The following is a 12,363-nucleotide window of genomic DNA, read 5'->3' as shown; positions in this document are numbered from 1 at the left end:
GGCCCGCTCTCGCCGGCCGCCGCCGATAATGAAGCGATGACGACCTATTCCGGCACGGATCAGTTCGCGGGCGCGACCTTCGTCAAGGCCAGCTTCAAGGGCGCCACCCTGCGATTCTCCGATGTCAGCGGAGTGACGATGCGCGGCGTCGACGTGGACGGGCTCGACATCGACAGCCACGACCTGTTCTTCGGCCGCCTGATCGTCAACGGCATCGACGTGGTGCCGCTCGTGGACGCCGAGCTCAACCGGCGGTTCCCGGGCCGCGAGTTGCAGAAGGCGCAGACGCCCGAGGGGCTGCGCGAGGGTTGGGCCGCCGTACGGGCCGCATGGCAGACCACGGTGGCGGACACACCGCCGGACCTCGTGGACGCCCACGTCGAGGACGAGTGGTCGTTGGCCCAGACCCTGCGGCACCTGATCCTGGCGACCGACGCCTGGCTCGGCGGCGGGATCCGGCGGGTGCCACAGCCCTTCCACGAGATCGGCCAGATCTTCACCGGGGCCGACGGGATGGGCTTCGACATGTCGATCTTCCGCGCGGACCCGCCGGCCTACCCGGAGATCCTCGAGGTACGTGCCGAGCGGCAGCGGCAGGTGACCGACTTCCTGGCCACGGTCACGCCGGAACTGCTCGCCGAGGAACGGGAGAACCCGTGGGGCGGCGGTGACTGGCATCCCAGCGTCGGGGACTGCGTCCGGGTGATCCTCGAGGAGGAATGGGCGCACCTGCGCTACATCCGGCGGGATCTCGCCCGACTGGGTTAGACGTCCGACGCGGGCCGGCGGGGGTGGCGGCGCGGGGATGGCGTGGTCGAGGAGCACGGCGGCGGCGGTGGGAAAGGAGTCGCTGTCGAGGACCCGGGTGCATCTTCCGCAACGTCCTGGCGACGGGCCGGCCCGAGGGAACGGGCGTCGTCACGCTGGGCCTCGCGGCCAACGGGATCGGCCCCTGGGACTTCGCGCTCGGCGCCGCCGAACTCCCCGGCTGAGCCGCACGGAGGACTTCACCGCCGGCGTGCGGACGCCTCGATGGTCGAGGTGAGGTCGGGGAAGGTACATCGAACAGGGGCGACCGGTCAGGGCTTTGGCGCATCCCCGAGTAGTTCCTCGATCACGCCGGTGCGCCGACAGCAGCGCCGCCCGCGTCGGCGACGACGCGGTACGCGCCTCGCTTGCCGCGGCCGCGAGCATCCACCTGCCGGAATGGCCCGAGGCGCTGACTCCTCACGTGTTGCGGCACTACTGCGCCAGCCAGCTCTATGCCGGTGGGATGGACCTGATCGCGATTCAGGAGGTCCTCGGACACGCCTGGATCGCCACCACCTTGCACTACATCCATATCCACCGCACCCATGTGGAGGACGCCTGGGTGGCCGGGCAACAACGAGCGGCCGAACGGCTGAAGGGACTGGTGACGCCGTGAAGTGGAACCTGCGGCTAGCAGCCGCTCAACGCGGCATCTGGAAGGCCAGCGAGCTACAGCGCATGCTCGCCGAACGCGGTCTGAACATCTCCGCCGGGAAGATGTCCGGGCTATGGTCCGGACATCCGGCCAGCATCAAGCTCGACGACCTCGACGTGATCTGCGCCGTCCTCGGCTGCGAAGTGGCCGACGTGCTCATCCCAGAGCCGGACAAAGTCACCCGGCCCGCAGCGGAGCAGATGCCGCAGCAGGCCGCGGCCGGAGCCACGATCATGGTGGCACCACGGCGCCGGGACGGACGCTCGCTGCCACCGGCATGAGCCCGGCCCGGCGCCGGACCGCCGACATGATCAAGCCGAGGAGCTGCATCGACTGCCTGGCCTGGGGCCGGCTCGGCGGCCAGCGCTGCATCGCCTGCTCGGCCTTCCGCCACGACAATCCCGACCGGGACCGATGCACCGGCTGCGATCGCGTCCTGGCGATCAAGAACGGGTACTGCCGGTTGTGCTGGCACCAGGCCGCCCTCGACGGCAACGCCGCCGGTCGCCGCCGCGGCACCGACGCCGCCTACCTGCACGGCCAGCTCGACCTGGCGCCGATCCGCCATCACCAGCTGTTCTTCGACCGGATGAAGCACCGGCGGACCAGCGGCCCGGTTCACACCCGTGACCGGCGTGGCCGGCCACGCAAGACGGCCCCGCCACCAGCGGGACCGCCGCAAGTCGCCTGGATCCAGCCACCGCTGTTCGCCATCGGCCGGGACTACACCCGCATCATCGACAGCACGACCTACTCCGCGAGCCCGCCGGGCCCGTGGCTGGCCTGGGCCCGCCATCTGGCCTACCGCCGCAGCGAGGCCCGCGGCTGGCACCCGGCGCTGCTCACCGGCGTCGACCGGATCCTGACCATCCTGCTGTCCAGCCATATCCCCGGCGACACGATCACGATCACCCAGGTCTATGCGCTCTGCAAACGGCTCGGCGGCGCAGGCGCCGAACGCGTCTGCGAAGTTCTCGCCGACATGAACGTGCTCACCGACGACCGGCAGCCCGGCTTCGACGCCCGGCTGGGGCGCAAACTCACCGGCCTCGCGCCGGGCATCCGCAGCGCCGTCGAGGCTTGGCTTCGCACCCTGCACGACGGCGGCCCCCGCAGCCGCGCCCGCCACCCGGCCACCGTCTGGAACTACCTCAACAAGGCCCCTGCCCAGCTTGCATGCCTGGTCGAACCGCTACACACACCTGCGCGAAGTCACCCGCGACGATATCCTCGCCGAACTCGACGCACGGCAGGGAACACAGCGGGAGAACCTGCTGGTCGCGCTACGGTCGCTGTTCCGCCACTGCACCAAGACCCGGACGGTCTTCCGCAACCCGACCATCCGGATCAAGGCCGGCCCGCACGTCTACGGCATCCTCCAGCCACTGCACCCTGACCACGTCAACCAGGCCGTCACCGCCGCGACCACCCCCGCGGCCCGGCTCGTGCTCTCCCTCGCCGCAGTGCACGCCGCACGCACCAGCAGATCCGCGTCCTGCGCCTCGACGACGTCGATCTCGGCAACCGACGCATCATCATCGCCGGCCGGATCCGGCCTCTGGACGACCTCACCCACCAGCTCTTGCGGCAATGGCTGGACCAGCGGCAACGCCGCTGGCCGGTCACCACCAACCCCTACCTGCTGATCAACCAGCAGACCGCGACCGAGACCGGCCCCGTCAGCACCTTCTGGACCAAGAAGGCGCTCCGCGGCCACGCCGCCACCCTGGAACGCCTGCGCCGCGACCGGCAACTCGAAGAAGCCCTCACCCACGGCGGCGACCCACTGCACCTGGCCGCGGTCTTCGGCATCGACGCCAAGACCGCGATCCGCTACGCCACCACAGCCCGCCAGCTCCTAGAGCCCGCCGCCGAGCACCACGACATCAGTGCGAACCCGGGGCAGAAACCATCCAACAGAATTGACCATCCTTGAGCCCTGCTGAAAGCCCGCTCAGTCCGGCTGAACCAATGGTCCGGCACCTGACGCTCCGCGCTTGCCCTCTGAAAAAGCCAATGCCGAGTCGTTGACCGCTATGACAACGTCAGCGAATGATCAACGCTGAGGTCCTGGTCGGCAGACGCCTGCTGAAGGTGACGACATCCTGGCACCACTACCAGGAGACCAAACCCTCTCTCCTGCACATGTGGCTGCACATGGACGGCCTCGGCCCCGTCCAGTTCCACACGCCGGGCGACGGGCTGTCCCTGCAAATCGACCAGCCTCACGGCCCTTACGACATGGACGAATACGGCCACACCACGGTCGAGGACAACCTGCCCGACTTCCCCATGACCCCGTTCATCGGCCAGCAGATCCTCTCCAGCCAGGAGATTCGCTACCAGCACAACACCTACGACATCGCGGTCGGCATCACACTGCAGTTCGACGCTGGGAGCATTCGCGTCCTTAACCTTGCTGACGAAATCGTCCTAGCCAACGACCACGACCTGGGTCCGGTCGAGACCCATCTCCATGAGGCAATGACACCCGCAGACCCGGACGCCTCACCCTGAGTGCGAGACGAACCCACCGAACGATCCCACATAACACGTCATCCGATCCTCGGGTTCCCGCTGAAGTCCCTTCAGTTTCCCCGAACCCACGAAGGTCCTGGCCCTCGCGGACCTTCCATGACCCACGGATAGCGCGGGTTCGCGCTGTGCTGCTCGCCCTGGACGGTGTCGTTGACCGTGAACCAGTGGTCGATCGCGCCATCGTGGTCGCTGACGATGACCGCCCGAGTGCGGATGCCGTGCGTCCGGTTGAAGATCATGTGCCCTACCCCCGCCGATCCGGGCGGGTGCCGCAGCGACCCGCATACGCGCCGGAACTGAGTTCGGTCGAGAAGGTCTGCTCGACCAGGAAAGGCAGCCTCGCCGACCTCGCCGTGCACACCGCCATCGGCCCGGCCGATTGTCAGCGAGCATGTCCGAGCAGATATCGGGCGCTCTGCCAGCAGGTCAGGAAGCCGACGACGTTGCTGAGCGCGAGCAGTTTCGTCAGCGTGGCGCTGCTGACCGGCTGAGGGAGCAGGAAGGCGATCACCAACAGCACCGCGAAGTAGGCGGCGTTGAGCAGCAGCGCGGTCCGCGCCCGGCCCACCTGTTCCAGGTAGGTCAGCACGGCCAGGGTCCCGCCGAAGACCGCGTACGTCGGTCCCATCCACAGGAAGTAGCCGGCGGTCGTCCGCGCCACGTCCGTGTCCGCGGCCAGCAACCGGCTCAGGGGATCGCGTGACACGAGGGCCAGGAGGCCGATCGCGGCGTAGGCCGGCAGCGAGATCCGGACGGCGGTGCTCAGGCCGGCCGCGTCGATCGGCCGCCGCACCTCGCCCGGCCGCAGATTGGCGACGATGGCCGTGCCGGACCCGATCGCGATCGCCACCACCATGAAGACGGAGCTCGCACCCTGCCCCAGACTGAATCCGGCGAGGTCCGCGCCGGTGGCGTCGCGGAGCACCCGCAGGTAACCGAAGTTCACCGTGGACAGCATCAGGAAGGTGACCGCCACCGGCGCACCGAACGTCCACAGTTGCGCCGCCGCGTCCCGCCGGAACCATGAACAGGCGGCCGTGTTCCCGCGCAACAGCCACCACGACGCGGCGCCGGCGACCACGCCGGCGGTCAGGGTGCCGGCCGGCACCGCGAGCATGCCCAGCTCCGTCCGGAGTCGCAGCACCACCATGACCCCGATGCACAGGACCGTGAAGCCGACTGACAGCACCGACGAGGCAACCGTACGTCCCATGCCTCGCAGCACCGCGCCCCCGGCCAGCGGCACCAGACTGACGACCGTGCTCAGACAGACCGCGATAACGAAGATCAGCACCGCCGGGCGGTCCGCCGGATCGACCTCGAGCGCGTTCAGGATCGGGGCCGCCGCGGCGGTGCACACCCCGGCGATGAGGATCAACGCGCCGCCGCCCAGCATCAGGAAGGTCGGCAGCGGCCGGAGCGGGTCGCGTCGCCCGGAGCGGGTCGCGATGCCGGCCGACACCTGGGCGGCGACCACGAGCCCCTCGGTGACGGCCAGGACCAGAAATCCGATCGGGGTGTATATCGCTCGCACATAGAGCGCGTCCTCGCCGAGCCGGCCCAGGAAGGCCAGGGTGAAGACCTGCAACACCACTCCGGCCAGCAGCCCCACCAGTACGGACGCGGAGAAACGGATCGCCTGCGCGACTGACGACGACGTCCCGGCGACGGCTGGCTCCTTCGCGTCGCGCCTCATCCTCGTACTGTTCGCCCTGACACGGTGTGAGAGTCAAGCCCGGCGAAACCCGTCGGGGCGGACCTCGACCGGACCTTCCGGTGTGGTGACCACGTGTCGGCGGCCGTCGTGCAGGAGGCTGAGGTCCAGGCCGGGCAGGCGACGACCGTGGTCCAGGCCGGCCACCCGGGCGGCCAGCGCCCTCATGTCCACCAGTTCCGCGAACATCGCTCTCGTGGCGCGAACATCGTCGTCCGGGATCATGAGGACACCTTGCGCGCGGGTCGACTGCAGGACCCGCTCCGCGACCGGTCGGCGCTCGGCCTCGTACGTATCAAGCAGTTCGTCGCCGGCCTCGCCCCGGATCACCTCGGCGAGCTTCCAGCCCAGATCGAACGCGTCCTGCAGGCCGAGATTGAGGCCCTGGCCGCCGGTCGGTGCGTGGATGTGCGCGGCGTCGCCGGCCAGCAGCACCCGCCCGGCGCGGTAGCGGTCGGCCAGCCGGGTGGCGTCGGTGAACCGGCTCGCCCAGCGCACCTCGCCGAGTGTCCAGCCACCGCGCCGCAGAGCGGATTCGATCTCGCTGTCCGGCACGGCGTCGTCGCGCCCGGCGGCCATCTGGGCCGGGCCCGCCGCCAGGACCCGGAACACCCCGTCGCCCAGCGGCAGCACGGTGAGCAGGCCGTCCCCTTCCGGTTTCGGCAGTTCCCACTCGGTCGGGCCGACTCCGTCCAGTGTCACGTCGGCGACCAGGGCGCACATCCGGCCGTCCCGGCCGACGAAGTCGATGCCCGACTGCTTACGGACGACGCTGCGTGCCCCGTCGCAGCCGATCAGCCAGGCGGCCCGCAGCCCGTCGACGACCACGCCGTCATCGTCCTGGGCGACCTCGGTGACGGCCGTCGCATAGCGGATCTCGGCGCCGAGCGACTTCGCCCATGCTTCGAGTCGCTCCTCGACCCGGGCCTGCGGCACGCCGATCTGGTACGGGTAGGGGGTGTCCAGCCCCGAATAGTCCAGCGGCAGCCCGGCGAAGTGCCCGCTCGGCAGCAGCGCCGGTGCCGTCGCCAGGATGTCGTCGAGCAGGCCACGAGAAGCGAGCACCTCCGCCGACCGGGGCTGCAGGTTCAGGGCCTTCGACTGCCCGGTTCGCCGGTCCAGCCGGTCCAGCACGATCACCCGGGCGCCGCCGAGCGCCAGTTCCCCGGCCAGCATCAGGCCGGTCGGTCCGGCCCCCACGACGATCACGTCGGCGGTCATGCGCGCAGGTCCCGCGTCTTGGTGTAGTAGAGGTGGAAGAGCAGCGTCGGCGCCACGATGATGGGCCAGCTCACGTTGAGCACTCCGGTGGCCAGGTCGATCGGCAGCAGGTATGCCGCGGCCAGCGTGACGAGCACGTTCAGCAGGCCGGCGCATCCCCAGACGAAGGTGATCAGCCGCATGCTCGACCGGAACCGCCGGTCCTGGTCCCACTTGGCTTCCCAGGCGCGCAGTCCGTCCGGACCGACTTTGGCGAGCACGAACGTGCGGTACAGGTACATCAGAGCGGGCCGGCCGATCCACACGCTGGCCAGCAGCCAGACCGCGATGAGCCCGCCGAGCAGGCCGCCCCAGGCGTCGCGGATCAGCATCGTGCGGGGGTCGCCGCTCATCGCCGAGATGCCGAGGGTGAGCGCGACGATGGACAGCACGAACAGGGCGAAGAAGTCGACGGTACGGCGGCGGGCGAACCGGATGATCACCGCGGCCGCCGGGACGACGCCGGAGAGAAGCAGTGACCACCACTGAGAGACGCCGGCTGCGCGAAGCCCGTAATACACGAGCAGCGGGAGGCCGAAGTCGACGAGCAGCGGCCGGAGCAGGGTGACGCGACCGGGCTTGGAAGTGGTCATGGTGGTCACGCGTTGTCCTTCCGGGTGGCTCTGGTGAACAGGGCCACCAGTTCGGCGGCGTAGGCATGCGGATCGAGATGCGGGCGGCCGGCCGCGGCGTCGATCGCCGCGCGCAGGGTGACGGCCATGACCGCCGGGTCGAAGGCGCGGAACTCGCCGGTTTCCTGGCCTTCGCGGAACAGCGTGATCAGTCGTTCGATCGGGGCATCGGCCTGCTCGTCCCGCAGGATCGGGGTGCCGTCGTCGGTGCGCGCGTTGCCGGCGATCTCGATGACGGCGCGGATCGCGGTCGGATGCTCGGCGATGAATTCGAGGTTCGACTCGATGTAGGCGGCCAGCAGATCGGGGTGGCGGTCACCGGCGGCGCGCAGACGTTTGCCCATGTGCTCGGCGGCCTCGGCGAGCACGGCGTCGACCACGGCGAGGACCAGTTCGGCCTTGTCGCGGAAGTGGTAGGAGATCAGCCGGGTGCTGCTGATCCCGGCTCGGTTGGCGATGCGGGCGAAGGAGGCGTTGCCGTACCCGAGTTCGGCGATGGTGTCGATGGCGGCGGTGATGATCTGGGCTCGTCTCGCCCGTGTCGTGACGGTGTCATTTACTCGCATGGGTAAACTTTTACTCATCCAAGTAATTCTGTCAACGTCGATTTTCGGCTGTCACCTAGCTGCCGTGCGGAACCCCCTTGCGCAATGGTCAAGGATCGTTGACCATTACGGCATGACTACCGACGACCTACCCGAGACCTTTCACATCACGACGGATGAGCAACTGCGCGCCGTCTCCAACCTCACGCGTCACCGCATCATGGCCGTGCTCCGCTTCGAGCCCGCCACGATCACCCAGATCGCCGACCGAGTGGGTGTGGCGAAGGGCAGTTCCAGCTATCACGTGCGGTTGCTCGAGCGGGCCGGCCTGGTCAAGGTGGTCCGGACCCGGAAGGTGCGGGGGGTCGTCGAGCGGTACTACGCGATGGCCGCGCGGTCGATCGAGCTGCCCGATCCGGGCGAGGGCGGACCGGACATACTGATGCGACACGCCGTGGCCGACCTCGAGGAGTCGCCGGCGGGGGGCGAGCGGCAGGTACGGATGGCGCATCTGCGGCTCACCGACGAACAGTTCGCGGAGCTGGGGGCGCGGCTGCACGCCCTGGCCGACGAATACCGCAAGTTGTCCGACCCGGCGCTGCCCGACGCGTCGCTCGTCTTCGCGCTGTTCCACCCGGCCCGGCGTGGGCAGTCCGGCGGTGGTGCCGAATGAGCTCGGACATCCAGAAGTTGCCGACCGGATTCGGCCGGCTGTGGAGCGCCCAGACGATCTCCTCACTCGGTGACGGGGTCACCCGGGCCGCACTGCCCCTGCTCGCGTTGGCCCTGACCCGGGAACCGATGGCGCTCGCCGTCGTCACGGCGGCGGGGACGCTGCCGTGGCTGCTGTTCGGCGTGCTCGGCGGCGCCCTCGTGGACCGCTGGGACCGCCGGCAGACGATGTGGATCACCGACGCCACCCGCGCCCTGCTGCTCGCGGTGACGGCCGCGGCGGCCGCGTTCGGCATGCTGAGCATTCCGCTGCTCGCCGCCGTCGCCTTCCTGCTCGGCCTCGGCAGCCTCTTCTTCGACACGGCCGCCTCGTCCTACCTGCCGGACCTGCTCGGCCGCCGCCCGGCCCTCCTGGAGCGCGGCAACGCGCGCCTGCGCGGAGCCCAGACCGCCATGTCCGGCTTCGCGGGCCCGCCCGTGGGCAGTGCTCTGCTCGCGCTCGGGCGGGCGGTTCCGCTGCTCGCCGACGCGGTGTCGTTCGCGGTCTCCGCGCTGCTCGTCCGGTCGCTTCCGGCCGCGCCCCGGCCCGCACCGCAGGCCCGCGAGTCACTGCTGCGGCAGGCGCGGGCCGGTGCCTCGTATGTCCTGACGGACCGGCTCCTGCTCGGGCTCGCGCTGCGCCCGGCGGTCGGGAACATCGCCTTCACCGCCGTCGAGACCGTCCTCGCCCTCTTCGCCCACGACCGCCTCGGCATCGGCACCTACGGCTTCGGCCTCCTGCTGACCGTCGAGGCCACCGGCGGCCTGCTGGGCGCGGGCATCGCGTCCTTCCTCGGCCGGCGACTCGGCACCGGCACCGCACTGACCTGCACCGCCGCGGTCGAGGGACTCGCCGTCCTGGGCCTGGCCGCCGCCCCGAACCCGTACGTCGCCGGCCTCGCGCTCGCCGTCTGCGGAGCCGGCATGGGCGCCACCATGGTGCTCGCACCCTCGCTGCGCCAGGCGATCGTCCCCGGCCACCTGATGGGCCGGGTCACCTCCTCCTCGCGCATGGTCGCCATGTGTGCCGCCCCGCTCGGCGCCTTCGTCGGCGGCGGGCTGGCCGCCACTTTCGACGTGCGCACCCCGCTCTTCGTCGCCGCCGGCCTCCTGCTCGCCATGACCGCGGTCACGGCGACCATGACCAGCAACCGCCGGGTCGAAGCCGCGCTGCGCGCCGCCACCCCGGCCGACGGTCCGGCTCAGCCGACATTCCCGGATCCGGTCCGGGAGGGCGCTCCGGAGCTGGTGTGAGGGTTCGCGGCTTCGACCGTACGGGACCACGGGCCGCGCAAGCCTCCGATATGGTGCGTCGATGTCAGTGGAGCTGGTGGAGAAGGCACTGGAACTGTTGTGCGGCAATTACATCTTCGCCGACCGGGCTCAGGAAGCGGCCGACGCCATCCGCGTGCGACTGGCTGCCGGGGCTTATGACCAACTGGACGAGGAAGCCCTCGGTCGGCGGCTGACGGCGGAACTCTTCGAAGTCTGTCAGGACAGTCATCTACGCGTCCGGACACGTTCCGCGGACCTTCGCGAGGCGCTCACCGAGCCCGAGATCGACGCGGCCCGGCGAGAACAGCAGCGACTCACCAACTACGGCATCGCGCGGGTGGAGCGGCTGGACGGCAACGTCGGGTTGCTGGATCTGCGGTTCGTCGCCTCGGCCGGCGTGGGTGGGCGGGCGATCGCCGCGGCCATGGAGCTGGTGTCGCAGACGCACGCGCTGATAGTCGATCTTCGCAAGAACCGGGGTGGATCTCCCGACGGGGCCGTGTTCTGGACGAGCTACTTCTTCCCGGACGGGGAAACCCATCTCAACAGCATCTTCGAGGGAGCAACGGGTCGCACCCGGCAGTTCTGGAGTCATGCGTGGCTGCCCGGCGAGCGCTATCTCGATCGGCCCCTCTACCTGTTGACCAGCGGGTCCACGTTTTCGGCCGGTGAGGAGTTCGGCTACAACCTCAAGGCTCAGGGACGAGCGGTCCTGGTCGGAGAGACGACCAAGGGCGGCGCCCATCCCACCGACATCTTCCCCATCTCGCCGACCTTCGAGATCACTGTTCCGGTGGCCCGCGCCGTCAACCCGGTCACCGGCGGCAACTGGGAAGGCGTCGGTGTGGAGCCGGACGTGGCGGTACCCGCCGGGGAGGCTTTCGACGTGGCCTATCGGATGGCCCTGCAGCACGTCCTGGCCACTGCCACCGCGCCGGCCGTCCTGACCGAGGCGCGATCGGCGCTGGAATGACGGAGCCCGATCGAGCAGGGCCGCGGGGATCTCGAGAACACCGACATACCGTTGTCGCGTCAGGGTCCGAGAGTGAGCTCATGACGGAGAGCTCGAAACCCCATCCCGTTTCCACCGCCCGGAACTCCCTCGACCTGTGGTTGACGATGTGGAACACCGACGGCGACCTCGCACGACAGATCTGCGCCGACGACTTCCGCATTCATTTCGCGGTCACCGAGCCCGACGGGTCGACCCCGGCGGACGACATCCGCACCGCCGACGACTTCGCGAAGTATCTCGCCTGGTGGCACGAGCAGAACCCGGGCGTCGTCTTCACCAGGATCGCCGATGCGATCGACGGCGATCACGGCCGGTTGCTGTGGGACGTCGATTCGGCGGGCAAACTCGCCGGCGGCGTCGACGTGTTCGACTTCGCCGACGACGGCCGGGTCCGGCGGGTCTGGTCGGTGGGCGGACAGCGGAGCATGCGGAGCTGACGGACGCCGCCGGACACGTTTGCCAGACTTGGGTGATGAAGCGAGCCGAACGGCAGTACGCGCTGGTGGACCTGCTCCGTGGAGCACGCCGGCCATGGTCCGCCGCTCGGCTCGCCGGCGAGTTCGGCGTGTCGTCCCGGACCATCGAACGCGACATCGGGTCACTGCAGCTGGCCGGGGTGCCCATCTACGCGGACCACGGGGCGGCAGGCGGCTACTCGATCCTTCGTGAGTACTCGCTGCCGCCGCTGAACCTGTCCGCCACCGAATCGCTGGCGGTGCTCGCCGGGCTCGCGCTCCTCGATTCCTCGCCCTACCAGGGGGCGGCCCGACGCGCCCGCGCCAAGATCGCGGCCGTCGTGCAGGAGGAGCATCGCCGGCCCGTACAGGAGATGCTTGGGGTCATGCAGGTCATCGACGCCCGCCCTTCGACAGACGACGTGGTGCCGCTTGGGATCCTCGCCGACGTGATCGCCGCCCGGCGGGTGGTTCGGCTCACCTACCTGGGGGAGAACGAGGACGGCGGACCGGATCCCGCCACCGGTACGGTCCGCGACGTCGAGACCATGGGACTTCTCCGCGCGGGCGACGCCTGGCTGCTCACGGGCTGGTGCCGGCTGCGTGACGCGATCCGTGGCTTCCGCATCGAGCGAATCACCCGGCTCGAGATCCTCGGCGAGGTGCCGCCACCGCGCGACCCGGCATTGCTCGCGGCCGACCAGGCCCGGTGGCCGACCCGGAACCTGGCCTGACCCGCGCGACCCGCTCCCT

At 69.9% G+C, this 12,363-nt stretch carries 15 protein-coding genes; 11 read left to right on the top strand and 4 right to left on the bottom strand.

All coding sequences use genetic code 11. The annotated features are described in order from the left end of the window. Window positions 1-36: 36 nt before the first annotated feature. The 6 genes from Afe05nite_RS16760 (at window position 37) to Afe05nite_RS16735 (ending at window position 3,982) form a co-directional block, all read left to right on the top strand. The gene (locus tag Afe05nite_RS16760; RefSeq protein ID WP_203818036.1) at window positions 37-768 is read left to right on the top strand and encodes a DinB family protein; all 732 of its coding nucleotides are present in this window, start codon (window positions 37-39) and stop codon (window positions 766-768) included. 319 nt (window positions 769-1,087) lie between these two features. Next, a complete protein-coding gene (locus tag Afe05nite_RS16755; RefSeq protein WP_239117888.1) occupies window positions 1,088-1,426 on the top strand; it encodes a tyrosine-type recombinase/integrase in 339 nt (112 codons plus the stop codon). Then, a complete protein-coding gene (locus Afe05nite_RS16750) occupies window positions 1,423-1,746 on the top strand; it encodes a helix-turn-helix domain-containing protein (RefSeq protein WP_203818035.1) in 324 nt (107 codons plus the stop codon). Before Afe05nite_RS16755 ends, Afe05nite_RS16750 begins: the two co-directional genes overlap by 4 nt. Further along, the gene (locus Afe05nite_RS16745; protein ID WP_203818034.1) at window positions 1,743-2,861 is read left to right on the top strand and encodes a hypothetical protein; all 1,119 of its coding nucleotides are present in this window, start codon (window positions 1,743-1,745) and stop codon (window positions 2,859-2,861) included. Before Afe05nite_RS16750 ends, Afe05nite_RS16745 begins: the two co-directional genes overlap by 4 nt. A gap of 186 nt (window positions 2,862-3,047) precedes the next feature. Continuing rightward, window positions 3,048-3,401 carry a hypothetical protein gene (locus Afe05nite_RS16740; protein ID WP_203818033.1) on the top strand — a complete coding sequence of 118 codons (354 nt, stop codon included), beginning with the start codon at window positions 3,048-3,050 and terminating at the stop codon, window positions 3,399-3,401. Window positions 3,402-3,517: 116 nt separating this feature from the next. Next, the gene (locus tag Afe05nite_RS16735) at window positions 3,518-3,982 is read left to right on the top strand and encodes a hypothetical protein (RefSeq protein WP_203818032.1); all 465 of its coding nucleotides are present in this window, start codon (window positions 3,518-3,520) and stop codon (window positions 3,980-3,982) included. A gap of 403 nt (window positions 3,983-4,385) precedes the next feature. On the opposite strand, the gene Afe05nite_RS16730 is transcribed toward Afe05nite_RS16735, so the two are convergent. Genes Afe05nite_RS16730 through Afe05nite_RS16715 form a run of 4 tightly spaced genes read right to left on the bottom strand, consistent with a single transcriptional unit; the run spans window position 4,386 to window position 8,175 of the window. Next, a complete protein-coding gene (locus Afe05nite_RS16730; RefSeq protein WP_203818031.1) occupies window positions 4,386-5,699 on the bottom strand; it encodes an MATE family efflux transporter in 1,314 nt (437 codons plus the stop codon). A 33-nt stretch (window positions 5,700-5,732) separates the two neighbouring features. Continuing rightward, window positions 5,733-6,938: an FAD-dependent monooxygenase gene (locus Afe05nite_RS16725; RefSeq protein WP_203818030.1), complete on the bottom strand. Its 1,206-nt coding sequence runs from the start codon at window positions 6,936-6,938 to the stop codon at window positions 5,733-5,735. Next, window positions 6,935-7,570 carry a VC0807 family protein gene (locus Afe05nite_RS16720; RefSeq protein ID WP_307835639.1) on the bottom strand — a complete coding sequence of 212 codons (636 nt, stop codon included), beginning with the start codon at window positions 7,568-7,570 and terminating at the stop codon, window positions 6,935-6,937. Before Afe05nite_RS16720 ends, Afe05nite_RS16725 begins: the two co-directional genes overlap by 4 nt. 5 nt (window positions 7,571-7,575) lie before the next feature. Then, window positions 7,576-8,175, bottom strand: coding sequence for a TetR/AcrR family transcriptional regulator (locus Afe05nite_RS16715; RefSeq protein ID WP_203818028.1), 600 nt, complete (start codon window positions 8,173-8,175; stop codon window positions 7,576-7,578). Window positions 8,176-8,287: 112 nt separating this feature from the next. Here Afe05nite_RS16715 and Afe05nite_RS16710 point away from each other — a divergent pair, with 112 nt between their 5' ends. The 5 genes from Afe05nite_RS16710 to Afe05nite_RS16690 all read left to right on the top strand — a co-directional run bounded on the left by Afe05nite_RS16710 (window position 8,288) and on the right by Afe05nite_RS16690 (window position 12,344). Then, a complete protein-coding gene (locus tag Afe05nite_RS16710) occupies window positions 8,288-8,827 on the top strand; it encodes an ArsR/SmtB family transcription factor (protein WP_203818027.1) in 540 nt (179 codons plus the stop codon). Then, window positions 8,824-10,119, top strand: coding sequence for an MFS transporter (locus Afe05nite_RS16705; protein ID WP_203818026.1), 1,296 nt, complete (start codon window positions 8,824-8,826; stop codon window positions 10,117-10,119). The genes Afe05nite_RS16710 and Afe05nite_RS16705 overlap by 4 nt, the downstream gene beginning before the upstream one ends. Before the next feature lie 61 nt (window positions 10,120-10,180). Further along, complete coding sequence (locus Afe05nite_RS16700) at window positions 10,181-11,113, top strand: S41 family peptidase (RefSeq protein WP_203818025.1); 933 nt, start codon at window positions 10,181-10,183, stop codon at window positions 11,111-11,113. A gap of 80 nt (window positions 11,114-11,193) precedes the next feature. Further along, entirely contained in the window at window positions 11,194-11,592 is a 399-nt protein-coding gene (locus Afe05nite_RS16695) for a nuclear transport factor 2 family protein (protein WP_203818024.1), read from the top strand. 35 nt (window positions 11,593-11,627) lie between these two features. After that, window positions 11,628-12,344: a helix-turn-helix transcriptional regulator gene (locus Afe05nite_RS16690; RefSeq protein ID WP_203818023.1), complete on the top strand. Its 717-nt coding sequence runs from the start codon at window positions 11,628-11,630 to the stop codon at window positions 12,342-12,344. Window positions 12,345-12,363: the final 19 nt, after the last annotated feature.

This window comes from Paractinoplanes ferrugineus, from assembly GCF_016862195.1.
Lineage (GTDB): Bacteria > Actinomycetota > Actinomycetes > Mycobacteriales > Micromonosporaceae > Actinoplanes > Actinoplanes ferrugineus.
This window is presented reverse-complemented; position numbering and strand designations above follow the sequence as displayed.